This window comes from Acidiphilium acidophilum, from assembly GCF_033842475.1.
GTDB lineage: Bacteria > Pseudomonadota > Alphaproteobacteria > Acetobacterales > Acetobacteraceae > Acidiphilium > Acidiphilium acidophilum.
In genome coordinates this window covers 2,056,044-2,080,328 of sequence record NZ_JAWXYB010000018.1, presented here as the reverse complement: position 1 = coordinate 2,080,328, position 24,285 = coordinate 2,056,044, and the positions used below count along the sequence as shown (strand labels likewise).

17 protein-coding genes and 1 pseudogene are annotated in these 24,285 nt (G+C 61.6%); 6 read left to right on the top strand and 12 right to left on the bottom strand.

From position 1 onward, the window contains the following. Positions 1-2: 2 nt before the first annotated feature. Positions 3-2,684 (top strand): pyruvate, phosphate dikinase, encoded by a 2,682-nt coding sequence (ppdK, locus tag SIL87_RS12525; RefSeq protein WP_319614509.1) that lies wholly within the window; start codon positions 3-5, stop codon positions 2,682-2,684. Here ppdK and SIL87_RS12520 read toward each other — a convergent pair. The 3 genes from SIL87_RS12520 to ppc form a co-directional block, all read right to left on the bottom strand. Next, the gene (locus tag SIL87_RS12520; RefSeq protein ID WP_319614508.1) at positions 2,681-4,435 is read right to left on the bottom strand and encodes an ABC transporter ATP-binding protein/permease; all 1,755 of its coding nucleotides are present in this window, start codon (positions 4,433-4,435) and stop codon (positions 2,681-2,683) included. The genes ppdK and SIL87_RS12520 overlap by 4 nt on opposite strands. Before the next feature lie 75 nt (positions 4,436-4,510). Beyond that, positions 4,511-4,948: a PaaI family thioesterase gene (locus SIL87_RS12515; protein ID WP_319614507.1), complete on the bottom strand. Its 438-nt coding sequence runs from the start codon at positions 4,946-4,948 to the stop codon at positions 4,511-4,513. A gap of 58 nt (positions 4,949-5,006) precedes the next feature. Further along, on the bottom strand, positions 5,007-7,754 hold the full coding sequence (gene ppc / locus SIL87_RS12510; protein WP_319614506.1) for a phosphoenolpyruvate carboxylase: 2,748 nt from the start codon (positions 7,752-7,754) through the stop codon (positions 5,007-5,009). 204 nt (positions 7,755-7,958) lie between these two features. Here ppc and SIL87_RS12505 point away from each other — a divergent pair, with 204 nt between their 5' ends. Together SIL87_RS12505 and SIL87_RS12500 are read left to right on the top strand one after the other, a co-directional pair. Then, positions 7,959-8,201: a hypothetical protein gene (locus SIL87_RS12505; protein ID WP_319614505.1), complete on the top strand. Its 243-nt coding sequence runs from the start codon at positions 7,959-7,961 to the stop codon at positions 8,199-8,201. A 45-nt stretch (positions 8,202-8,246) separates the two neighbouring features. Continuing rightward, a complete protein-coding gene (locus SIL87_RS12500; RefSeq protein WP_319614504.1) occupies positions 8,247-8,441 on the top strand; it encodes a hypothetical protein in 195 nt (64 codons plus the stop codon). A 48-nt stretch (positions 8,442-8,489) separates the two neighbouring features. On the opposite strand, the gene ntrX is transcribed toward SIL87_RS12500, so the two are convergent. Genes ntrX through dusB form a run of 5 tightly spaced genes read right to left on the bottom strand, consistent with a single transcriptional unit; the run spans position 8,490 to position 15,867 of the window. Further along, entirely contained in the window at positions 8,490-9,887 is a 1,398-nt protein-coding gene (ntrX, locus tag SIL87_RS12495; protein ID WP_319614503.1) for a nitrogen assimilation response regulator NtrX, read from the bottom strand. 7 nt (positions 9,888-9,894) lie between these two features. Continuing rightward, positions 9,895-12,180 carry a sensor histidine kinase NtrY-like gene (locus SIL87_RS12490; RefSeq protein WP_319614502.1) on the bottom strand — a complete coding sequence of 762 codons (2,286 nt, stop codon included), beginning with the start codon at positions 12,178-12,180 and terminating at the stop codon, positions 9,895-9,897. Positions 12,181-12,189: 9 nt separating this feature from the next. Then, positions 12,190-13,650, bottom strand: coding sequence for a nitrogen regulation protein NR(I) (ntrC, locus tag SIL87_RS12485; protein ID WP_319614501.1), 1,461 nt, complete (start codon positions 13,648-13,650; stop codon positions 12,190-12,192). Continuing rightward, complete coding sequence (locus SIL87_RS12480; protein ID WP_319614500.1) at positions 13,647-14,795, bottom strand: two-component system sensor histidine kinase NtrB; 1,149 nt, start codon at positions 14,793-14,795, stop codon at positions 13,647-13,649. Before SIL87_RS12480 ends, ntrC begins: the two co-directional genes overlap by 4 nt. Positions 14,796-14,817: 22 nt before the next feature. Beyond that, complete coding sequence (dusB, locus tag SIL87_RS12475) at positions 14,818-15,867, bottom strand: tRNA dihydrouridine synthase DusB (RefSeq protein ID WP_319615976.1); 1,050 nt, start codon at positions 15,865-15,867, stop codon at positions 14,818-14,820. 209 nt (positions 15,868-16,076) lie between these two features. Between dusB and ispF the strand changes: the two are divergent. After that, positions 16,077-16,556, top strand: a pseudogene (gene ispF / locus SIL87_RS12470) (2-C-methyl-D-erythritol 2,4-cyclodiphosphate synthase); the annotation flags it as partial. A gap of 347 nt (positions 16,557-16,903) precedes the next feature. Then, on the top strand, positions 16,904-18,442 hold the full coding sequence (locus SIL87_RS12465; RefSeq protein ID WP_319614499.1) for a Hint domain-containing protein: 1,539 nt from the start codon (positions 16,904-16,906) through the stop codon (positions 18,440-18,442). Positions 18,443-18,603: 161 nt separating this feature from the next. On the opposite strand, the gene SIL87_RS12460 is transcribed toward SIL87_RS12465, so the two are convergent. After that, the gene (locus SIL87_RS12460) at positions 18,604-20,235 is read right to left on the bottom strand and encodes a hypothetical protein (protein WP_319614498.1); all 1,632 of its coding nucleotides are present in this window, start codon (positions 20,233-20,235) and stop codon (positions 18,604-18,606) included. A 427-nt stretch (positions 20,236-20,662) separates the two neighbouring features. Between SIL87_RS12460 and SIL87_RS12455 the strand changes: the two genes are divergently transcribed. After that, on the top strand, positions 20,663-21,355 hold the full coding sequence (locus SIL87_RS12455) for a hypothetical protein (protein ID WP_319614497.1): 693 nt from the start codon (positions 20,663-20,665) through the stop codon (positions 21,353-21,355). Positions 21,356-21,432: 77 nt separating this feature from the next. On the opposite strand, the gene SIL87_RS12450 is transcribed toward SIL87_RS12455, so the two are convergent. The 3 genes from SIL87_RS12450 to SIL87_RS12440 all read right to left on the bottom strand — a co-directional run bounded on the left by SIL87_RS12450 (position 21,433) and on the right by SIL87_RS12440 (position 24,049). Beyond that, on the bottom strand, positions 21,433-22,767 hold the full coding sequence (locus SIL87_RS12450) for an ATP-binding protein (RefSeq protein WP_319614496.1): 1,335 nt from the start codon (positions 22,765-22,767) through the stop codon (positions 21,433-21,435). A 16-nt stretch (positions 22,768-22,783) separates the two neighbouring features. After that, positions 22,784-23,518 carry a response regulator gene (locus tag SIL87_RS12445; protein WP_319614495.1) on the bottom strand — a complete coding sequence of 245 codons (735 nt, stop codon included), beginning with the start codon at positions 23,516-23,518 and terminating at the stop codon, positions 22,784-22,786. A 132-nt stretch (positions 23,519-23,650) separates the two neighbouring features. Beyond that, positions 23,651-24,049 carry a hypothetical protein gene (locus SIL87_RS12440; RefSeq protein WP_319614494.1) on the bottom strand — a complete coding sequence of 133 codons (399 nt, stop codon included), beginning with the start codon at positions 24,047-24,049 and terminating at the stop codon, positions 23,651-23,653. Between the last annotated feature and the right edge of the window lie 236 nt (positions 24,050-24,285).

Here is a 24,285-nt window from a genome sequence, read left to right as displayed (position 1 = left end):
CCATGAGCAAATACGTCTACAGCTTCGGCCCCGGCGCCAGCGATGGCAGCGCCGCGCTCAAAAACCTGCTCGGCGGCAAAGGGGCCAACCTCGCGGAAATGGCCAGTATCGGCCTGCCGGTCCCGCCCGGCTTCACCATCACCACCGAAGTCTGCACCGAATTCTACGATAACGACCGCCAGTATCCGCAGGCCCTGCGCGGCGAGGTCGCCGCCGCCCTCGCCAAGGTCGAAGCCGAAGTCGGCCGCAAATTCGGCGACCCGGCCAAGCCTCTGCTGGTCTCGGTCCGCTCCGGCGCCCGCGTCTCGATGCCCGGCATGATGGACACGGTGCTGAACCTCGGCCTCAACGATGCCACGGTCGAGGGCCTCGCCACCGAATCGGGCGATGCCCGCTTCGCCTGGGATTCCTACCGCCGCTTCATCCAGATGTACGGCTCGGTCGTCCTCGGCGTCGCCCATCACCGCTTCGAGGAAATCATCGAAACCACCAAGATGGACGCCGGCACCATCGAGGACACCCAACTCACCGCCGAAGACTGGAAACTGGTCGTCGCCGCCTATCAGGACGTGGTTGCCCACGAAACCGGCAAGCCCTTCCCGCAGGACCCGCACGACCAGATGTGGGGCGCGATCGGCGCCGTGTTCGGCTCGTGGATGAACCAGCGCGCCATCACCTACCGCCGCCTGCACGAAATCCCGGCAAGCTGGGGCACCGCCGTCAACGTCCAGGCCATGGTGTTCGGCAACATGGGCGACGATTGCGCCACCGGCGTCTGCTTCACCCGCGACCCCTCGACCGGCCTCAACGAATTCTACGGCGAATACCTCCCCAACGCCCAGGGCGAAGACGTCGTCGCCGGCATCCGCACCCCGCGCCCGCTCTCCAAATCCTACGCCAAACCGGGCGAAATCAGCATGGAGGAGGCGCTGCCCGAAGCCTATGCCGAGCTTGCCCGCGTCCGCGACGTGCTGGAACGTCACTACCACGACATGCAGGACATCGAGTTCACCATCCAGCGCAACAAACTCTATATGTTGCAAACCCGCAACGGCAAACGCACCGCCAATGCCAGTGTCCGCATCGCGGTCGAAATGGCCGAATCCGGCCTGATCGACCAGCGCGAGGCGGTCATGCGGGTCAACCCGCAATCGCTCGACCAGTTGCTCCACCCCACGCTCGACCCCAAGGCCACCCGCACCCTGCTCGCCCGTGGCCTGCCCGCCTCGCCGGGTGCCGCATCCGGCCTCGTGGTGTTCTCCGCCGATGAAGCCGAAATGCGCGCCCAGAAAGGCGAGGCCGTCATTCTGGTGCGGATCGAAACCAGCCCGGAAGACATCCACGGCATGCACGCCGCCCGCGGCATCCTCACCACCCGCGGCGGCATGACCAGCCACGCCGCCGTGGTCGCGCGGGGCATGGGCCGCCCCTGCGTCGCCGGGGCCGGCGGCATCCATGTCGATTACGGGGCCAAAACCCTCACCGCCGGCGGCGTCACCGTCCGCGCGGGCGAAACCATCACCCTCGATGGCGCGACCGGCGAAATTTTCGCGGGCTTCGTCCCCATGATCGAACCGGCCCTGTCCGGCGATTTCGCGAAACTGATGGACTGGGCGGACCAGAACCGCCGCCTCGGCGTCCGCGCCAACGCCGAAACCCCGCTCGATGCCGAAACCGCCCGCAAATTCGGTGCCGAAGGCATCGGCCTCTCGCGCACCGAGCACATGTTCTTCGACCCCGAGCGGATCGGCGCGGTCCGCCAGATGATCATGGCGAACGACGAGGCGGGCCGCCGCACCGCGCTCGCCAAACTCCTGCCCTACCAGCGTCAGGATTTCATCGAACTCTTCCGCATCATGGCCGGCCTGCCGGTCACCATCCGCCTGCTCGATCCGCCGCTCCACGAATTTCTCCCCCACGCCGAGGAGGAACTCGAAGAGGTCGCCGAGGCCCTCGGCGTCGGCATCGAAGCCATGCGCCAGCGCGCCGGCGAACTCGCCGAAGCCAACCCCATGCTCGGCCATCGCGGCTGCCGCCTCGGCATCTCCTTCCCCGAAATCTACGAAATGCAGGCCCGCGCGATCTTCGAGGCCGCGCTCGACGTCGCGCGCGAAACCGGCGCCGCCCCGGTCCCCGAAATCATGATCCCCCTGGTCGGCATGAAGCGCGAGCTCGACATCACCCGCGCCCAGATCGACGAGGTCGCGAAATCCGTCTTCGCCACCGCCGGCCGCACCCTCGACTACAGCGTCGGCACCATGATCGAACTGCCCCGCGCCGCCCTCACAGCGGACACCATCGCCCAATCCGCCGATTTCTTCTCCTTCGGCACCAACGACCTGACCCAGACGGTCTTCGGCCTCTCGCGTGACGACGCCGGCAAATTCCTCCCGAAATACGTCGAATCCGGCATTCTGCCGAAAGACCCGTTCGTCTCGATCGATGTCGAAGGCGTCGGTGCCATGGTCCGCATCGCCGCCGAAAAAGGCCGCGCCACCAAGCCCGGCCTCAAACTCGGCATCTGTGGCGAACACGGCGGCGACCCCGCCTCGATCACCTTCTGCGAGGAAATCGGGCTCGACTACGTCTCCTGCAGCCCCTACCGCGTCCCGGTCGCCCGCCTCGCCGCCGCCCAGGCAGCGATTGGTGCCGCGATCGGTGCCGCGAGCGACCGCACCGCCTAACCCACCGCTTCGGGCGCGGGCGCGATCACCTCATCGCGCCACCCCCCGTCGCCCAGCAGCCGCAGGCGACGGGTATGGTATTTCACGATGGTCGAACGATGCCCCACGCTGATGATCGTGGCATGGGGCAGCGCCATGGTCAGCGTCCGATACATCAGCGCCTCGTAATCCTCATCGAGCGCCGAGGTCGCCTCATCGAGAATGATCACATCCGGCCTCAGCAGCACGCACCGCGCAAACGCAATCCGCTGCTGCTCCCCCGGCGACAACTCCCGATCCCACGGCTCGACCGTCTCCAGCTTGGCGGTGAGCCGCCCAAGCCCGACGCTGGTCAGCGTATCGCCCACCAGCGCGCGATCGAGCGGCTCGTCATACGGAAACATCAGGCTCTGGATCAGCGCCCCGTTCGGCAGGTAGGGACGCTGCGGAATGAACAGCACCCGCCCGCCCGGTGTCTGGACCGTCCCCGCCCCGAACGGCCATATCCCCGCAATCGCGCGGATCAATGTGCTCTTGCCCGAACCGGTCGGGCCGCTGACGAGCAGGCGTTCACCGGGCGGGACATCGAGATTCAAATCATTGAGCAGAACCCGATGATCGGGCAGCGCGAGCGTCAGCCCGTCTATGACAAGGGCAGACGTGGTTCCGGCTCGATAGACGATTTCCGGTGCCGTGATCTCCTGCTCATGATGGCGCAGGCTCACTTCCAGCGTGTAAAGTCGGTCGATCACCGCGCGCCATTCCGTGATCGACAAATAGCCGGAACCCAATGTACTGAAATTATTGATGATGAACGCAAAGGCCGATTGCGTCTGATTGAACGCACCGAAGGTCTGCGACACGGTCCCGATCAATACGCGTTTCGCAAGATAGGACGGCAGCACAAGAAGAAACGGTAGAATCCCGGAGGCGCCCGTGTAGGAAAAGGAGAACAGATTGACCAGAACTGTCCGGCGGATGCGCCGGTAGAAGATCTCGACAACAGGAGCGAAGCGGGTGCTCAGACGCGTCGATTCCGCCGCACCGCTATGGGCGGTAGCGATCGTCTCCGAGTTGTCCCGAACGCGGATGAGTTCGAAGCGAAAATCGCCTACCGCACGCTGCTGGATGTTGTTCAGATAGAAGAGAGGCCGCCCGATCCTGACGAGCAGATAAGTCCCTCCAACCGCATAGATCAGATTGAACCACACAAGCATACCCGGAATATAGACACCGAACATCCGCAGCTTTTCAGAAAGCACCCAGAGCATGAAGCCGAACGAGGCAATCGTAACGACCGACTGGAGCGCGCTGATCGGAAGATTGACGCTTTGTCCCGCAAAGAAATCGACATCGTCGGAGATGCGCTGATCCGGATTATCGACTTTGGTTGCGTCGATCTGCATCCTGTAATGGACCTGATTATGCATCCACCGTCCCAGCAGATAGTTGGTGAACCAGCCACGCCATTCGATTTGCAGCTTCTGGATCGTATATTGCTGGACTGTGGAAATAACTGTTATCACAGCCACGATTGCAAAAAAAATGAACCCGAGGAACCATAACTGGTTCACGTCGTATTTCTGCATCGCGTTGTAGAAACGTCCGTTCCAGACAACGATGGCGTAATTCGCAGCCACGACGAGCAGCGTCAGCACAATGTTGACGATCGTGAGGAGCCAGGCCGCTCTCTTGCGTTCGGAGCGGAAGAAAGGCGTCACCAGATACCGCAACCGGTAAAAAAACCCGGTCTTCGCAAGCTGTTCGTCCATCAATATCTCCGCCAGGGCATCATCATCGTCTCAGGGAAACAAACTTCGCGGCCCTCCACAAGCCCCCCACCCAACCTACCGCTCCATGATAATCAGCGTCGACGTCGCGGACGCATAGAGCCGTCCGTCGCCATCGGTCAGCCGCGCCTCGGCGAACGCCGCCCGCCGCCCCATTGAAACCACGCTGCCCACCGCCCGCACCACCCCGGTGCTCGCGGTCAACGCCTTGTGATACGCCACCTTCAACTCCAGCGTCGAATACCCCTGCGCCGCGCTCAGCCGGGAATGCACCGCGCAGCCGCACGCGGAGTCGAGCAGCGCCGCCGCGTACCCGCCATGCACCGTCCCGATCGGATTATACACATCGATGCCCGGCTCCCCCTCGAACACCGCCCGCCCGTCCTCGATTTCCACCAGCCGGAACCGCAGCGTCTCGCCAATCCCCATCCCCCTGCCGGACTCCATCAACGCCCGCAACTCTTCCAGCCCGCTCCGCAACGCCTGATCGGCCATAATGCCCCCTCCATGCTGTCCCCCGGTATCCCGCAACCGGGCCGGGGCGACAACCGGCCTACCCGCTGTTGCGCAACGCCGCCGCAATCCCGTTGATCGAAATATGCACCCCCCGCCGCACCCGCTCCCGGGGCTCGTCCGCCAGCCCGTCGCTCGCGCGAAACCGCCGCAGCATCTCGACCTGAACATGGTTCAGCGGGTCCAGATAGGGAAACCGGTTGATGATCGAGCGGCGCATCACCGGGTTGCGGTCCAGCAGCGCCCGCTGCCCGGTAATCGCCAGCAACTGCGCGCAGGTCCGCCGGTATTCCGCCTCGATCCGTGGAAAAATGCTCTCCCGCAACGCCGCATCCTCCACCAGCCCGGCATACCGCGCCGCAATCCGCATATCCGCCTTGGCCAGCACCATGTCCATGTTGAGCAGCAGGGTCGAAAACACCGGCCATTCCTGAAACATCGACTGCAACAGCCGCATCCCGCGATACCCGCGCTTGGCCACCACCGCCTCCACCGCGGTGCCGAACCCATACCATCCCGGCAGCATCACCCGGCACTGCGCCCAGGAAAACACCCACGGAATCGCCCGCAAATCCTCGATCGACCGCCCCTTCGCCCGCGAAGCCGGCCGACTCCCGAGGTTCAAACTCGAAATCTCGGTAATCACGGTCGACTGCCAGAAATAATCCTCGAACCCCGGCGTCTCGTAAACTAGGCCGCGATACGCCGCATAAGCCGCGTCGCTCAACTCGCCCAGCACCACCGGAAACCCCGGCTCCAGCGGTTCCGCCGCCGCCGGTTCGGCGGTCGCCGCCAGCGTCGCCGAAACCAGCACCTCCAGATTCCGCTTGCCCACTTCCGGATTGCCATATTTCGCGGCAATCACCTCGCCCTGCTCGGTCAGCCGGATCTGCCCGTCCACCGCCCCCTTCGGCTGCGCCAGAATCGCCTGGAAACTCGGCCCGCCACCGCGCCCCACCGAGCCGCCCCGTCCATGAAACAGCCGCAGCCGCACCCCGTGCCGCGCGAACACCTCGACCAGCCCGACCTCGGCGCGATACAACTCCCAGCCCGAGGTCAGAAACCCGCCATCCTTGTTGCTGTCGGAATAGCCGAGCATCACCTCCTGCGTCCCGCCCCGGCTCGCCAGCAGCGCCCGATACCCCGGCAGCGCGAACAGCCGGTCCATGATTTCCGGTGCCGCCCGCAAATCCTCGATCGTCTCGAACAACGGCACGAGGTTGACATCGAGCCGCCCGGTATCCGGGTGCAGCAGCCCGGCCTCCTTCAACAGCACCGCGAGTTCGAGCAGGTCCGAAACGCTCGCCGCCTTGGAAATGATCGCCGTGCGCAGCGCCCGCGCCCCGTAGCGCGCATGGGCCATCGCGGCGGCATCGAAAATCGCGAGTTCCTTCGTGGTCTCCGCCCCGTAGCGGATATGGCGCGACACCAGCGGGCGGCTGGTCGCGAGTTCGGCGAGCAACACCGCCACCCGCCCGGCCTCATCCAGCGCGAGGTATCCCGCACAGGTCCCGGCCCGTTCGAGCAGTTCGGCAATGGTCCGCTCATGAACATCCGAGTTCTGCCGCAGATCGATCGGCGCCAGCGTCCAGCCGAACGCCCGCGCCGCCTGCACCAGATGGCCGAGCCGCCCGTGGGTGAGCAGCGCCGAGCCGTTCTCCCGCAACGACTCCACGATCACCCCAAGCTCCGCGACGAACGCCTCCGGCGTCTCATAGGGCAGCGCGTCCCCCTCGCTCACCCCGCCGAACAACACCGCATGGGTCGCCGCGAGGCGTGCCTGAATCGTCGCCAGCGCCAGCCGGTAAGGCTCGTCCGCCTGATGCTCGATATGCCCGGCCGACTGCGCCGCCAGCGCCTGCAAGGCCGGCGTCGTCCGCACATGCAGCGAGGCGAGCGTGAGTTCCCGCCGCAACTGCCGCACCTCCCCGCTATAGAACCCGAACGCCCGTTCCGCCTGCCGCGCCAGCGCCCCGCGCAGCACCTCGGCATCCGCGAACGGATTGCCATCCCGATCCCCGCCGATCCAGCTCCCGATCTCCAGAAACACCGGCACTTCCCCCACCGAAGCCCCGAGTTCCCGCTCCACCGCCGCATAGAGTTTCGGCACCTCGGCAAAGAACGTCGCATCGAAAAACGCGAGCGCGTTCTCCACCTCGTCGAGCACCGAAAGCTTGGTCGGCCGCAGCATCCGGGTCTGCCACAGCGTCAGCACCAGCCGGCGCATCGCAATATCGATCTCGGCGCGCTCCTCCATCGTCCCGGCCTGCCGGTCGCGCCGGACCAGCAGTGCCGCGATCGCATCGAGCGTATCGAGAATGCTCCGCCGCTGCACCTCGGTCGGGTGCGCGGTCAGCACCGGTGAAATCGAGGCGGTGCTGAAAAACTGCCGCAGCGCCCCGGTATCGAACCCGAGTTCCCGCGCCCGCGCGAACCCCGCCGCAAGGCTGCCCTCGCGCGGCGGCGACCCCGCCACCAGATGCGTCCGCCACCGCCTGGTATGATGATGATCCTCGGCGATATTGGCGAGGATCGAAAAATACCCGAACGCGCGGGTGATGCTGTTGATCTGCCCGCCGGGCCGCTCCTTGAGCAGCGCTTCGAGTTCGGCCTCCGCCGCCTGATCCCCGTCCCGATGAAACCGCAGCGCCAACTGGCGGATCGATTCGATCAGATCATAGGTTTCCGCCCCATCCACCTCGCGAATAGTATCGCCCAATATCCGCCCGAGCAGGCGGATATCCTCGCGCAACGCCTCGTCCATGGTGCCGGGGCGAAATTTTTGCATGTGCTCAATGTCCATGGCGCAATCAAACCATGTCCTTGGCCCGGAAGGAAATGTTTTCTGCCGAAATGAACGCACCCGCAACATGAACCGTCCGGCACCCCAGGTCGAAAGGGCAAGGGGGGGGTCGAAAGGGGAGGGGGGCTTGAGTGGAGCCACCGGACATCACATATCCGTGTGCACCTCTCTCACCACAGGAACCTCCGCATGCGAACACGCCTCACCCTCGCCGCGCTTACCGGCCTGATGCTCGCCGGACTCGCATCGCCCGTCCACGCGGGCCAGTCTCCGGGTATGTCCGTCCACGCCACCCGAAGCGCCCTGCCGATCATCGAGGCCGATCACCGCTGCGGCCCCGGCCATCATTTCGTGCCGCGCCATCGCTGGCATGGTCGCTGGGTCCACGCCTATTGCGCCCGCAACCTGCGTCGCCATCCGCCGGGCTACTGATCCTTGACTCAACGCAGCCGGACCCTGACAGCAGCGCTCGCCCTCGTGGCCCCTGCGCTCCTGCTTTCCGGCTGCACCCCGAGCGGCCCGCCGCCCACGCCCACCGCCCTCTGCGCCGCCTTCGGCTACACCCAGGGAACCCCGGCCTACGCCGACTGCGTCCAAACCCAGGCCGAACGCGCCACCGACCGCACAAAACAGGACGCCATCATGAAACGCCTGTTCTCCGGCGCCCCCTGACCGCCGCAACCTGACCGCCCCCCCTGACCACCGATCCAACCGCGTCCCTCACGCCGCCCCCGCGCGATCCTCCGCCCCGATCCCGAGCTGCTTGAGCTTGCGGTGCAGCGCGCTGCGCTCCATCCCGACGAAATTCGCGGTCCGGCTGATATTGCCGCCGAACCGCAGCAACTGCGCCTGCAAATACTGCGTCTCGAACACATCCCGCGCCTCACGCAGCGGCAGCGCCATGATATCCGCGAGCGGATCGATCGCGAGCGCGCGCGGCGCATGCGCCCCGATTTCCACCGGCAGATGCTCGGCGCGAAACGCCTCGCCCGCCTCGCCGGGATGCATGATCATCAGCCAGTCCATCACGTTGCGAAGCTGGCGCACATTCCCCGGCCAGTCATGCACCTGCAGCGCCGCCAGCGCCTCGGACGACAAATTGCGCGGCGGCAGGCCCGAGGTCTCCGCCGCCCGCCGCAGAAAATAGGCGGCGAGTTCGGGAATATCCTCGCGCCGCTCGCGCAGCGAGGGCACCCGCAGCGGCACCACCGCCAGCCGGTAATACAGATCTTGGCGGAATTTTCCCGCCGCGATCGCCGCCTGCAAATCCCGCGCCGAGCTGGCGATCGTCCGCACATCGACCTTCACCCGCGCCGACCCGCCGATCCGCTCGAAACTCTGGTCCTGCAACACCCGCACGATCTTGCCCTGGGTCTCCAGCGGCATGTCGGCAATCTCATCGAGCAGCAAAGTCCCGCCATGGGCGCGTTCCAGCACCCCGGCCCGGCGCGGCTGCACGTCGGGATCGGCCCCGGCCTCGGTGCCGAACAATTCGATCTCGACCCGCTCAGGCGCCAGAATCGCGCAATTCAGCACCACGAAAGGCTGGTCGGCGCGCTTCGACTGGGCGTGGATCATCCGCGCCACCACCTCCTTGCCCGCGCCCGCCGCCCCCGAGAGCAGCACCCGCGATCCGGTCGGCGCGACCTTCTCGATCGCGTGGCGCAACCCGGTGATCGCGGCGCTGCTGCCGGTCAGGTCGGAAATCGCCCCCATCCGCAGCCGCAACTCGGCATTTTCGGCGGCCAGCTTCGCCGCCTCCAGCGCCCGCTGGATGATCAGCAGCAACCGGTCGGACTTGAACGGCTTCTCGATGAAATCATAAGCGCCGTACTGGATCGCATTGACCGCCATCTCGATCGTGCCATGGCCGGAAATCATCACCACCGGCACTTCCGGCGCCTCAGCCTTCATGATCTGCAAAATCCCGATCCCGTCGAGCGGCGAGTTCTGCAACCACACATCGAGCACCACCATCGAGGGCCTGCGATCGCGGAACGCCGCCACCGCGTCGTCCGACGTGCCGGCATTGCGCGTGGCATAGCCCTCGTCGCGCAGGATCGCATCGATCAGCAGCCTGATATCCGGCTCGTCGTCGATGATGAGTATTTCGGACATTTGCCTCCTAATCCGCCTTCTGCGCCACTCGCCCGGCTCCCGCCGTATCGACCGGCCGCTCGTTCATCGGTGTCTCCGCCGCCAGCGTCAATGTCACGACCGATCCGGGCCCGTCCGGGCGATCCTCCAGTTCCAGCCCGCCGCCGTGATCCTCCATGATCTTGCGCACGATGGCGAGCCCCAGGCCGGTCCCCTTGGTCTTATGCGTTATATAGGGCTCGACCAGCCGTGCGCGATCCTGCACCGGCAATCCGATCCCATCATCGCTCACCGCGATATGATGGGTCGCGCCCACCGTCGAGATCCGCAGGGTCACCTTCCCGTGAGCCGCACCCGCCGCCACGTTATCGGGCCGCATCGCAATCGCATCCGCCGCGTTCTGCAACAAATTGGTCAGCGCCTGGCCGATCAGCCGCGCATCGCAGCGCGCGCGCGGCGCCGGATCGGGGCAATCGACCACCCAGTCGATCCCGGGATGCGCGCTCCGCTGCAAAATCACGGCCTCGCGCGCGATCCGCCCGAGATCCTCGGATTTGATGATCGGCTGCGGCATCCGTGCAAACGCCGAAAACTCATCGACCATCCGCCCGATATCGCCGACATGCCGCACGATGGTATCGGCGCATTGCGCGAAACTCTCGGGGTCGGAGGTAATCTCGCGGGTGAACCGCCGCTTCAGCCGCTCCGCCGAAAGCTGGATCGGGGTGAGCGGGTTCTTGATCTCATGCGCGATCCGCCGCGCCACATCCGCCCAGGCCGCCTTGCGCTGCGCCGATTGCAGTTCCGTGATGTCGTCGAACGTCACGACAAACCCGGTCGCCCGCTCGCCCTTCCGATCCGCGCCGATCCGCACCAGAAACACCCGCTTGGCGCTCGCGCTGCCATATTCCACCTCGCCGGTTGCCGGTTTCTCCGGCGTCTCGCGCGCCTGCGCGACCAGCGGCGCGAAATCCGGCAGCAACTCCACCAGCGGCGTGCCGAGATGCGCCAGCAGATCGAGGCTGAGCAGCACCGAAGCCGCCCGGTTCGGCAACTCGATCCGCCCCTTGGGATCGAGCCCGATCACCCCGGCCGAAACCCCGGCCAGCACCGTCTCGGTAAACCGCCGCCGCTCGTCGATCTGGCCATAGGCGTTCATCAGCTCCGCCCGCTGCTCGGCGATCTGCCCGGTCATCCGGTTGAACGCGCGCGACAGCCCCGCAACATCGTCCCCGGAATCGCCCTCCGGCACCCGCACCAGATAATCCCCCGCCCGCACCCGCTCCGCCGCCTCGATCAGGTATGAAATCGGCCGCGCGATCTGATTGGCGAACACAAGCCCGATCAGCGACGCACCGGAGAGCACCAGCAACGCCACCGTGGTGAAAATCAGCGCGAAAAACAGCTCGAACTGCGCCCGGTGATGCTCCAGCCGGTTATATTCCGCGAGCGCCTGCCGGGTCCGATCGACATGGGCAAGAATACTCGGGTCGATCGGCCGCTCCACCATCAGCATCAGCGTCGGCGTCGCCTCAAGCTCCACCACCGCACTTTCCAGCGTCGAATTCGGCGTGTTCCACACCGCGACCTGATGCTTCTCCGCCTCCGCCACCACGCTCTCCGGCGGCAGCGTCACCCCGGCCCCCGCGAACAACCCCGCCGAGGCCACCACCTTGTCGGTCAGCGGCTCGAAAATCGCCGACTGGGTCAGCCCGTGCAGCTCGGTCTGCGCGACCAGCACATTGAGAAACCCCTGATTGAAAAAATTCTGGGGATCGCCGTAGAAAATCGGCCCGTTCTGGTTCAGCGCATTGGCGATCGCCAGCGCATCGAGCCGGATGCTGTTCTTCTTGGCATCCAGATACCCCACCGCCACCTGCTGGCTCTCCGCCAGCGCCGTCCGCACCCGCTGATTGAACCAGGCCTGAATCCCGAGGTTAAAGAACACCGCGGCAAAAATCGCGACCAGTATCGCGGGCACCGCCGCCACCCCGCCGAACAGCAGCACCAGCCGCACATGCAGCCGCGCCCCCGCCGCACCCCGCCGGCTCTCCATCACCACCCGCGTCACCCGCGCCACCAGCACGGTGATCAGCAGCAGCAATATCGCAATATCCCCGATCGCCAGCCCGAACGCCGCCCCGGTATGCAGCTCCAGCTTGATCCCGCCCGCGAGATACGCAAAGCTGCCGATCCCCAGCATCAGCGCCAGCGCCGCCAGAACCAGCGTCGAAACCCGCCCGAGCAGCACGTCGAGCATCCCCGCCCCCATTGTGCTCCTGCCGCGCTCGTCCTTCGGGCTCACCGGGTCCATCCGCCTCACCTAGCCAACGCGGCGGGTCACGCCGATATCGTGCTCGCGGATCTTCTTGCGCAGCGTATTGCGATTCAGCCCCAGCATCGCCGCCGCCCGGATCTGATTGCCCCGCGTCTCCCCCAGCACCAGCCGGATCAGCGGCTCCTCGAACGCCGCGAGCACCCGGTCGTACAACACCCCATCCTCCCCGGCATCCCGCGCCTCGCCGAGCAACCGCGCGACATGCCGCTCGATCGCCCGCTCCACCGCCTGCGGCGTATCCGGCATCGCCTCACCCGGCGTCCCGGCCACCTCCTGCACGCTCCGATCCGCGAGTTCCGCCTCGATGATCTCCTCGCCGATCATCGATTGCGGCACCAGCGCCGAAAGCCGCCGCATCAAATTCTCCAGCTCCCGCACATTCCCCGGCCACCGGTAATTCGCGAGCCGCGTCATCGCCTCGGGCGTCAGCGTCTTCATCGGCAAGCCCTCGGCCTGCGCGCGCGCCAGAAAATGCTGCGCCAGCAACGCAATATCCCCCGCCCGCTCGCGCAACGGCGGCAGGCGGATCGGCACCACGTTCAACCGATAAAACAAATCCTCCCGAAACTGCCCCGAACGGATCAGCACCCGCAAATCCCGGTGCGTCGCCGCCACAATCCGCGCATTCGCCCGGATCGGCTGACGCCCCCCCACCGTGGTAAACTCGCCCTCCTGCAACACCCGCAGCAGCCGCGTCTGCGCCTCGGGCGGCATATCCCCGATCTCGTCGAGAAACAGCGTCCCCCCCGCCGCCTGCTCGAACCGCCCGACATGCCGGTTGGTCGCCCCGGTGAACGCCCCGCGCTCATGCCCGAACAACTCGCTCTCGATCAGCTCGCGCGGAATCGCCGCCATGTTGATCGCCACGAACGGCCCCTGCCGCCGGCGCCCGTAATCATGCAGCGCCCGCGCCACCAGCTCCTTGCCCGACCCCGATTCCCCCGTGATCATCACCGTCAGATCGGTCGTGGTCAGCCGCGCGATCACCCGGTAAATCTCCTGCATCGAGCCCGATCGCCCGATCAGCGGCAGATTATCCTCAGGCGCCTTCGAAGCCTCCACCGGCACCGCCAGCGCCGGCTGCTTCAACGCCCGATCGACAATCCCGAGCAACTCCCCAAGATCGAACGGCTTGGGCAGATACTCGAACGCCCCCCGCTGGGTCGACTGCACCGCCGTCAATATCGTCGACTGCGCCGACATCACCAGCACCGGCAGATCCGGCCTGATCCGCTTGATCCGCGGCACCAGATCCAGCCCGTTCTCATCGGGCATCACCACATCGGTGATCACCAGATCGCCCTCGCCATCCTCCACCCACCGCCACAGCGTCGCCGCCGAGGATGTCGTCCGCACCTGATACCCCGACCGCCCCAACGCCTGCGTCAGCACCGTCCGGATCGAGCGATCGTCATCCGCGATCAATATCGTCGGCAAGGTCGTCATCGATGCTCACCCTCGCCGCGATCCTCGAACTGCGGCAGATGCACCCGAAATTCCGTCCGCCCCGGCCTGCTGTCCACGTTGATCAACCCTCCATGATCCGCAACGATCTTCGCCACCAGCGCCAGCCCGAGCCCCGACCCCACCGCCTTGCTGCTCACGAACGGCTCGAACAGATGCCGCCTGATATCCTCGGGAATCCCCGCCCCGTTATCCCGCACCGCAATGACGATCGGCAAATTCGGCTGCCCCCGCGCGCTCGAAGCTGCCAGCCGCACCCCATGCTGAAACCCGGTCGAAAGCAGAATTTCCCCATCAGGCCGCTGCGTCTCCGCCACCGCCTCCGCCGCATTCTTCACCACGTTCAGCAACACCTGCACCAACTGGTCCCGGTTCCCCAGCACCGGCGGCAGGGACGGATCATACGCCTCGACAAACCTCACCCGCGCCCCGAACCCGTTCTGCGCCAGCCGCCGCACATGCTCCAGCACCCGGTGAATATTCACCGCCTGCAAATCCATCTTCTTGTCGCCGAACACCTCGATCCGCTCGACTAAATCTTTGATCCGGTCCACCTCGTCCCTGATCAGCACCGCCAGTTCCCGATCATCCGCGGATGCATTCGCCTCCAGCAGTTGCGCCGCCCCGCGTATCCCCGAAAGCGGATTTTTCACCTCATGCGCCAGCACCGCCGCCATCCCGGTAATGCTCCGCGCCGCATTCCGCGCCGACAATTGCTGATCCAGCGCCCGCGCCGCCGAACTATCCTGCAACGTCACCACCAGATGCCCCGCCGCATCCGCAATCGGTGCCGCCTGCAACGAAATCCCCCGCCGCGCGAATCGCGGCCCCTCGATTGCCAGATCATGCTCGGCAATCGGCGCCCCATCCCGCCGCGCCCGATCCAGCAACATGAAAATCGGATGATCCGCCGGCAGAATCTCGTGCAGCGGCTTGCCATACAAAAACGCCGAGGACGAGCCGAACAACTCCTCCGCCGCATAATTCACGAACAGAAACCGGTCATCCGCATCCAGTTCGATCACCGCGAGCGGCAACGCCGCCAGCAACCGCGCGGTCTCCACCGGCGCCTCCGCCCGCTTCGCCGCCGCCACCCGCCGCCGAAACGCGCCCCGTAATCCACTCATCCGGCGCACCGCTGCATCTTAATCACGCCGCATCCCGCAACTCATCGCCCGACTCGCGCATATCGGCCGCCCGCTCATAAAACCGCGCCACCAAATCCTCCACCGCCGCCGTCTCATCCAGCCGCATCACCGCCGCCCGAAACTCCGCCGCCCCATACAAGCCGCGCGAATACCACCCGATATGCTTCCGCGCCGCCCGCATCCCCGGCACCTCGCCATAATGCGCCCGCATCGCCCGATAATGCCCGAGCAACACATCCCGCTGCATCTCCAGCCCAGGCTCCTCCACCCGTCGCCCGGTCATCAGAAATTCCGAAACCTGCGCCGGAAACCACGGCCGCCCATAAGCCCCGCGCCCCACCATCACCCCATCCGCACCCGAACGCGCCAACGCCGCCGCCGCCCCGTCAACCGTCGTGATATCCCCATTGGCAATCACCGGAATCGACACCGCATCCTTCACCGAGGCAATGAAATCCCAATCCGCCACCCCCTCGTAAAACTGCTGGCGCGTCCGCCCATGCACGCTCACCATCGCAATCCCGACATCCTCGGCAATCCGGGCGAGGGCAGGGGCGTTCAAACTCTCCCGATCCCACCCCATCCGCATCTTCAACGTCACCGGCACATCCACGGCCCGCGCCGTCGCCTCCAGAATCCGCGCCGCCCGCGCCTCATCGCGCATCAGCGCCGAGCCCGCCATCTGCCCCACCGCCACCTTCTTCACCGGGCAGCCGAAATTGATATCGACAATATCGGCCCCGCCATCCACCGCCATCCGCGCCGCCTCGGCCATCGCCGCAGGATCGCACCCGGCAAGCTGCACCGAATTCGGCCCCTTGCCCTCCTCCACCGAAGCCATCCGCCGCGTCGCCGCATTCTCATGGATCATCGCCCACGACGCGATCATCTCGGACACCACCAGCCCGGCACCCATCGACTTCACCAGCCGCCGGAACGGCAGATCGCTCACGCCGGACATCGGTGCCAAAATAACCGGCACATCGATCACCACATCCCGCGCCGCACCGCCATGCCCCGCGCGCAACGTAATCGGCCTGAGTTTCGCCATCCCCGCCCCGCCAATGCCCGTCCCGCCGCCAGCCATAACCCCGTCGCTCACCCCATCTATGCCCATGATTTAATCACTACGCTCCCCATCCTTGACGCGCAATCGCCCAATCGCCAAACCCCGCCCCAAACACCACCACCCCAACCGCCCCCATCGCCGCACCGGAGCCCCGCATGACCCTCAAATCCCTCATCGAAGCCGGCGCCATCCCCCGCATCGGCACCGGATTCGACGTCCACGCCCTCACCGAAGGCCGCAAACTCATCCTCTGCGGCATCGAAATCCCCCACACCCACGGCCTCGCCGGCCACTCGGACGCCGACGTCGCCATCCACGCCCTCTGCGACGCCATCTACGGCGCCCTCGCCGAAGGCGACATCGGCCGCCACTTCCCCCCCACCGAAGCCACCTGGAAAGACGCCGACAGCACAAAATTCCTCCGCCACGCCGCCCACCTCGTCGCCTCCAAAGGCGGCGCCATCACCAACGCCGACATCACCATCATCTGCGAACACCCCAAAATCACCCCCCACGCCCAAGCCATGCGCACCCGCCTCGCAGACCTGCTGGAAATCCCCATCACCCGCATCTCCGTCAAAGCCACCACCACCGAAAAACTAGGCTTCCCCGGCCGAGGCGAAGGCATAGCCGCCCAGGCCGCCGTGTGCGTGCTCGTACCAATGGAGTAAGGAAGAAAGTAGTTCTTTTTTGTAAAAAAGAACCAAAAAACTTTCGAAATGCAAAACGATAGGAAGAAAATCATAAGTTTTATTATATAGGTAGTACAATGATTATTCGGTCCAAACGTTATCTGTTTCACATTCTTGCTGAGATCATTTTATGGGTTCAGTCTATAAAATTTAATATATGAGGTATTCTGACCCATTCGTTCCACTCAAATATGATCCTAAAACACGATCGTATAAAAATTGATACGTTTTGCTCTCAATTATTTCATTGCGTCCGTTCAGAGTCTCCCTTATGAGCTCTAACGGACATCAAAACAAACCGACGCGCCCAAAGTAGGAGAGGTTAAGTGACATCCATTATATCAATCTCGATGTTTGGAACAGCCGATATAAGTTTATCAGGAACGTATGCGATAGAAGGATCGTTAGCTACAGTTAATATAGAAGGACCTGGGGTATCAGGTAACCCAATATCAACTGAAATTCTAGGTTTTAGTGGAGATGTTATTACTACCGATATAAGCAACGGCGCAAGCGTATACTTAAATCCTATTTCGGGTGGCGTCGTTTCCGACAGCTTCAATGTCGGGCAGGACGCAAATAATAATAATATTGGGCACGGGACGCTTGAATTTAGCTCTCAGCTTTCGAGTATGATACCGCCAATCGTGAACTTATACGGCGTGGATAATGAAATCATACTTGATCCAGGAGTCTCGAACTTCACTTTGGGTGACAGTCCGATAGGTACAGGATCAAGCTTTGTCGGTAGTGATACTATTGACATGCAGGGGGTAGTAGCTACCTCGGCCAGCTTTACGCAAAACTCATTTTTTGGAAGCACGTCGCCGGGGGGGACATTGGTTCTCGACAACAGTGCTGGTCAGGTTGTTGGTGAAGTATTTTTGTCGGTCGGTACATATGCATCTAACGGCTTTTCGATTGAAACCGTTAACGGGGGGACCGAAATTACCGTGTGCTTTGCCGCGGGTACTCGTATTCTGACACCGGAAGGTGAGAAAGAAATCGATCATCTAAAAGTCGGGGACATGGTCGTCGCACAAGGCGGTCGCCTTGCTCCGATTCGGTGGATTGGTCATCGTCATATCGACAGCACTAAGCATCCCCGACCGGAAACAGTTCTGCCGGTTCAATTTGAGCCCGACGCAATCAAGGATGGTGTTCCCGCGCGGCATTTGTTTGTATCACCGGATCACGCTCTTTTTATTGATGGACATCTAATTCCGGCTAAGGCGCTTATTAATGGCTATAGCATAAGACAGGTGGCACGAAAGAGCGTTGATTATTACCACCTTGAGTTAGATCGGCACGATGTCATATATGCTGAAGAAACTGCGGTTGAGTCATACTTGGATACCGGGAATAGACACTTCTTCGACGGGAGTAAGCAGGTGGTTCTACATCCCGATTTCGGGCAACGCCTCCGCGAGGCGACGGGGTGCGCCCCGTTTGCGGAACAAGGACCAGTTGTAGAGTCGGTTCGCGAAGACCTCATAGCCCGCGCAGGCATTCCAGTTACTAATGATCCTGATCTGAATATCGAGTCCCTGCGCAACGGTTCAATCATAATTCGATCTCGCGTTGCAGTACCCGGTCATCTTACACCTGACCCGCGTGATCGCCGGATACTCGGTGTCAAAATTGCTGCTCTGAAATATTCTGATGGTTCCTCCATTCCGCTAGATCATCCAGCACTTGTAGATGGATGGTACGAACAGGAAAATGATGGACGTTGGACGAATGGTTGCGCAGTAATTCCGGCCATTCTAGCCGAGAAGGGTACGATTAGAGTCGATCTCGGTGCTACATTAAATTATCCAGAAGATGTTTCACTAAGATCACATTCAGAAAGAATGCGAGTTTAGTAAATAGTATGGAGATAGGAATGTTGACGGGTATCCTTCGGTGCCCGTCAAAATTTCCTAAGCACTTATTTCAAATAGTCGTAGAGTGGTATCTTTATCCTGCACCTAAAAAGTTTTCCATCTCTCCAGTCAGTTCATAATATAATTAGATATCTAAAATATTATCCGACGGATAACCTGGCTATTTCGTCTTTGAACGGAATTATTGGATCATATAAATCGTGATAGGCACGGCCTATTGCGCCAGAAAACAGCATAATCTTGGGCCTATTGTTCCCGGACGCTAGAACGTGGCTGATCGAAATTCCAGGATATGGGTCAATATAATAAATATTTTTGATTCCGAGCTGAAACGCCTTCTTGGCACATAATTCACACGGACTGGCAGTGCTAAAGAGGTTTCCTCCATCTACAGGGGGGCCGCCATGCTTCGCGATTTGAAGAAATGCGTTTTCCTCAGCATGAAGAGAGCGAGTGTGAACCTGATTTTTTGTACTTTTCTGAGAATTATAAATATCTTTAAAACAATAACACTGATTTCTACCTTTTAAGACTGAATTATTTGATAACTTTTCCTTAATAAGGCTCCTAAAGTCTTCGTCTTCGAGCTCAAATTCACTATAAGCGATCACATCATGTCGAGCATATACATCGTCGACATTGCGTAAAAGACATGGGACTTGTCCTTTCGGAACATCATTCCATCCGATAGCCTGAATGGAAAAGTTGCTGTTGGTAACCACTGCGCCAACCTGCCGGGAGACGCAACCGGAATTGACACGCGCAGAAAAAGCAACTTGCATGCAACGTTCTACACTTGTAGGATTTACTAATCCGGGATGCTGCATGAGAGCTATATATCGCATTAATTGCTGCGTCGTGGCCTTCAAGTCTTTATGACCTCGGCCTAAATTACTTATATAAATATCGGCCAATGCCAAACATGCCTGTATATTTTGTGATATAAATGCACTATATCCGTCGGTGTTCTTTGTCGGATATTCTTTTTCGTCAAGTTTTGTGATATCATCGATCGTGTAATTCTGGGCAATAAGACGCGATTTGCGATCATTGTCGTTTGTTGTTACGGCGATCAGATAGAAACGAGCAATTCGTTCACGCAAATATCTAATTTCGAATGGATGGCGAAGGGCGTCGATAACAACGTGAACCTTGTTATTCGAAGAAACCGGAAATTTTATACGATGTAGTTTAAGAATTTGTGATATAAGGTCTGGGATGAGCAAGAGTGCTGAAGGAGAAATCTTATCAGAACTCGAACTTCCCGACCGTCTGATGTTGTCTCCAATTTTCTGGAAGGCAGCGATATATGAAGATTTGTCTTTCGAATTAAGTATCTGTCGTAAGTTATTCGCAATGCTTGGTAACCTTTTAAAAATAAATTCGTATGTGTCATTTTTGTCAGAATCTGTAGCGGTTCTAAGAAGACTTAGTGTATTTATCGTTTTTGAAGCTATAGCAAAATTTTCCGTAAAAATATAGTCAAGCTCAAGTGCTTTTTTGATTTCAACTCCTTTTTTCAAACACTCTCTTGTAGAATTATCTTGATCAGAAAGTGCAATGAGGAGAATGATATCGCTGACGCTTATGCGTAGAAATGCTGTCCACTTCTCTCTAAGCCACTTATTCACTATTTTAGTTTTTCTTCCCTCCTGCGACCAAGGGGAGTTCTCGATTTCAGGCAGATTTAAGTCAGAGAAAGATGCGGTAGCCAGAATATCAGCTATAGACGTGCATCCGCTCCCTGTACGCCCCGTCAGGGCAACTACCACGTGTGACTCTCTATGGTTGAAAATCGTCTCTGAAAATCGTCTCTAAAGCCTCCGCTATCTTCTGAGCCTCCGTTCCTTCATTCATTACGCCAAGTCTCTCGATAAAAATGGGGTTGCGACAAATAGGGATCAGTGCGCATGAGATGATATTACCTGCCACCATCTATCTACATACATTGTGGGTGTTGTGGGAAGTCCCCAAGTTGCCCCAAAAGAGAATACGCTTGCTCGAAGTAAACGTAATGTGAATATCCCTTGATACCCATCAACGCTCGCCGCCAGCAAACATCGAGTCCGAAACTCTGGCACCGCCAAGACCCAACCGAAAGGCAACCGCGATTATTCCGCCGCCTCACACCCACCAAAAATTGCCCGTCACCAGAACTAACTCTTTCCCACCCCCCACCGCTCATGCTCTAACGTCAGCATGAACGCGGCCTCACCCCTCTTCACCCGTTTCGCGGGCTTCATAGATCGCCTGAAGCAGACCATCGCCGCCGCCAGCGTGAAGGTGCAGGGCTGTCCCGCGCGTCTGCCCACCCCGCTCGGCCTGCTGCTCTACGGTCGCCTCTCCCGCCTCACCACCCGCCTGCGCGACCTGCTCGCCCGCATCGAGGCCGAGCGCACCAAGCCCCGCCGCATCGCCGCGCCCCGCGCCCCACGCAAATCCACCCCCAAACCACCCCCTGTTCTACCCCGCCGCTTCGGCTGGATCGCCCAACCTCTCCCCGAAGCCAACGCCCACGCCCAAACCCTCCGCCAGTTCCTCTGCGAGCCCGAAACCGAATCCCTCATCGCGAGCGACCCCCGCATCGGCCGCATCCTCCGCCCCCTCTGCCACCTCCTCGGCATCGACCTCACCTTGATCTACCGCATGATCCCCCCAACCCATCCGCAGGACGCCCTTCAATCCAAACCCCACCCTCTATTACGCAACCCATCCACCAAACCCCGCCAGCAAAACCCACACCCACGAATCCCCAAACCCCCCGACCCCCCACTCCGCGCCCCCACGCTCGATGCCATCCAATCACTCCTCGACCACACCTTCAGCCCCCGCGCCCAAACCCATAACCCCTGGTTCACCCCACCCGATTTCTTCATCGTCCACCCGAAATAGCCGAACCACGTCCATGTCATTACGATATCGCAACAAAATGGACGAAAACCTCCGCGTTCCCGGCCCGGTGCGACCCTCTACGTGACCATCGGCCCCCGCCGCCGGTCGCGGCTTTCGGTTTTGCCCCCCGGCGACAGGCCCCGTCTCACATCGGCGCGGGGCAAAGTCAGGCAGGCGCTGAGCCCGCCTTCGGGAGCATTGACGAACTCGATGCTCCCGCCATGCAAAGTCGCGATCCGGCGGCACAGCAACATCCCGACGCCGGAACCCGATCGGGCGCTGCGCGCACTGAAAGCATCATCGGTTTCATCGGCGGTCGGCAGGCCGGGGCCGTTATCGGTAAACGCGAGCTTGACCGACTCGGCCGTCGTGACCGCCGTGATCCGGATCGCATCCGCCCCATAGCGGGCCGAATTGTCGAACAGGTTGCGCACGAGCCGTTCGAGTGCCAGCGGCTTGAACGCAACCGGCGGCAAATCCGGCAGCGTCGCGACGACATCGAGATTATACCGCTCCCGCCCGATCTCGCTCATCTCGGCCAGAAACGGCGCGAGGCTCGCGGTCATGCTCCGTTCCTGGCTGTCATTGCGAACCAGCGCCAGAAATTTCCGGAGCGTCTCGTCCATTTCAGCGACATCGTCGAACATCGCCTGCTTGTGCGCGAGAAGCTTGGCATCCGGCAGATGCAGCACCAGCAGCAGACGCGACAGCGGCGTTCTCAACTCGTGCGAAATCCCGGTGAGCAGCACCGAATGTTCATCGTAAAGCGCGCGCAAATCCGCCGCCATGCCGCGAATCGCCGTTTCGACCTGGCGGATTTCATCCGGCCCGCCGAACGGCGCCATCTCGAAAATCTGATCCCCCTTGCCCCATTGATGAGCCAGAGCCGCAAGCCGCGCGAGCGGCCGGTTGATCTCCCGCACAATCACCACGGAGCCGAGAAAGGTGAAGCCGAACAGAACGATGAGCCGCAGCAGAACGAAATTCGACGCCCCGAAATTGAACCGCGAAACCGGAAACCCGATCCATGCCGGCGCGCCCGGCCGCCTGATCCACACAATACCCTTCCGCGCCCCCAGATCAGGGCTGATCCGCATCTGCCCCCCGCCGGTCATCGAGGCGATATCGCGCGCGGTCTGGGCCAGAAAATAATTATTCGGCAGATGCCCCGGCGCCGCCTCCCGGCTGAACAGCAATCGCTGACCCGATGATGCAATCGCGCCGGGCGTCGAACGTGCCGGAAGGGCAGGGGCCTGCGTCGCGTCGATCAGGATTTCCGCAAACCGGGTCGCCGCCGGTTCGATCACATAGACATGAAACAAAACAACGACCGTGGCCTCGGTCGCGATGAACAGACCGAGCAGCAACAGCACCGCCCGCTGCATCGTCGTAAATCCGCGTCGGCGGATCATCGCGGCAACAACCGCGTCAAGGCATGTCGGTATAGAACACGTAACCCTCGCCCCAGACGGTCTGGATGAACTGAGGGTCCGCCGGATCGGCCTCGATCGTTTTGCGCAGTTTGGAAATCTGGACATCGATCGTGCGGTCATACGGACCATAGCTGCGCCCCCGGCTCAGCACCATGATCTGCTGGCGTGAAAGCGCCTGCCCCGCATGAGAGACCAGAATGCCGAGCAGTTTCGCCTCGCCCGACGTGATCCCGACGATATGACCATCGCGGAATAATTTCTGATGTTGGAAATCGAACGTGAACGGCCCGAAGCTCACATTCTCGACTTCCTTGCGCGCCGGCGCGGCAACGATCCGGGCGCGCCGGAGGATGGCCTTGATCCGCGCGATCAGTTCGCGCGGGCTGAACGGTTTGGCCAGATAATCATCCGCCCCCATTTCCAGCCCGAGAACCCGATCGACCTCATCCCCCCGTGCCGTCAGGATGAGAATCGGCACCGTGCTGTCGGCGCGGATTTTGCGGCACAGGCTCAATCCGTCTTCGAACGGCAACCCCAGATCAAGGATCACGAGATCGATCTGGTTGGTCTTCAGCGTTTCGACCATTTTCCGCCCATCCGGCAACGCGACAACCTTCAGGCCGAATTCGGTCAAATGGTCTTCGACCAGTGTTCGCAGACGGGCATCGTCGTCGATCAGCAGGATCGTGTCGGTCACGGGTTCCGGAGCGGGAGTGATCTGGGCGGACATGGCAGCAAAATCCTGACGGTTCGAGCAAGGCGGGCAGGGACGTCGTAAGTCACATGTGTCGCGATCGGATGACGATGTCCAGAAATTGATGCCGGACAACGACAATCAACGTCCCGCCGGCGCGGCACCCGATCAGTTGCCGTCGTGCGAAACCGTGCGGGATTCGGTCATACCCGGCAATCCGCCTGACACGCCCTCGTTATTCATCCCGCCGGTGGGACGGTTCATGTCGCGCGTCGATCCAACCCGCCTTGCCGGCAGCCGTCCCGCCTTGAACCCGCTGAAATGACCCGTGACCGCAGCACCGTTCATGCTGCCCGGCCGGGGTTCACCGGCGGGGATGCCGGCAGGCGGCGTCACCGACCGCCCGGCATCCATACCGGGAATACCGCCGCTGACCGCAGCGTTGTTCATGCCCGAGGTCTGGGGCGAACCGTTACCGACACCCGGCGTCTGGGCCGAGGCCGACGGGGCTGCGGCGCTGACGGCGAGCAGGAGCGCCAGAGCGGCGCCGTATGATAGCTTGTTCATTATGAAACTCCTTGTGAGTGGGTATCCACCGGGTTGATCGGCTATATTTTCAATGTAGACCCAACGGGACTGAGAAATAAGTCATCTTGTGCGAATAAGTGTAAGAGTGTGTTTTGGAAATCATCCTGTTATAATCTGCTTTCACCTCTTTACAATCCGCTTACAATTGACCATCGACATCCAAGCCGGAAAATCATAACTGCAGGCCATCGCAGATATGATCGAAAAAATGCAAT

Bases quoted from the DNA above. Each gene is read 5' to 3' on its own strand.
- ppdK (WP_319614509.1), top strand. From the start codon at position 3: ATGAGCAAATACGTCTACAGCTTCGGCCCCGGCGCCAGCGATGGCAGC.
- SIL87_RS12520 (WP_319614508.1), bottom strand. From the start codon at position 4,435: ATGGACGAACAGCTTGCGAAGACCGGGTTTTTTTACCGGTTGCGGTAT.
- SIL87_RS12515 (WP_319614507.1), bottom strand. From the start codon at position 4,948: ATGGCCGATCAGGCGTTGCGGAGCGGGCTGGAAGAGTTGCGGGCGTTG.
- ppc (WP_319614506.1), bottom strand. From the start codon at position 7,754: ATGCAAAAATTTCGCCCCGGCACCATGGACGAGGCGTTGCGCGAGGAT.
- SIL87_RS12505 (WP_319614505.1), top strand. From the start codon at position 7,959: ATGCGAACACGCCTCACCCTCGCCGCGCTTACCGGCCTGATGCTCGCC.
- ntrX (WP_319614503.1), bottom strand. From the start codon at position 9,887: ATGTCCGAAATACTCATCATCGACGACGAGCCGGATATCAGGCTGCTG.
- SIL87_RS12490 (WP_319614502.1), bottom strand. From the start codon at position 12,180: ATGGACCCGGTGAGCCCGAAGGACGAGCGCGGCAGGAGCACAATGGGG.
- ntrC (WP_319614501.1), bottom strand. From the start codon at position 13,650: ATGACGACCTTGCCGACGATATTGATCGCGGATGACGATCGCTCGATC.
- SIL87_RS12480 (WP_319614500.1), bottom strand. From the start codon at position 14,795: ATGAGTGGATTACGGGGCGCGTTTCGGCGGCGGGTGGCGGCGGCGAAG.
- dusB (WP_319615976.1), bottom strand. From the start codon at position 15,867: ATGGCGAAACTCAGGCCGATTACGTTGCGCGCGGGGCATGGCGGTGCG.
- SIL87_RS12455 (WP_319614497.1), top strand. From the start codon at position 20,663: ATGAACGCGGCCTCACCCCTCTTCACCCGTTTCGCGGGCTTCATAGAT.
- SIL87_RS12450 (WP_319614496.1), bottom strand. From the start codon at position 22,767: ATGATCCGCCGACGCGGATTTACGACGATGCAGCGGGCGGTGCTGTTG.
- SIL87_RS12445 (WP_319614495.1), bottom strand. From the start codon at position 23,518: ATGTCCGCCCAGATCACTCCCGCTCCGGAACCCGTGACCGACACGATC.
- SIL87_RS12440 (WP_319614494.1), bottom strand. From the start codon at position 24,049: ATGAACAAGCTATCATACGGCGCCGCTCTGGCGCTCCTGCTCGCCGTC.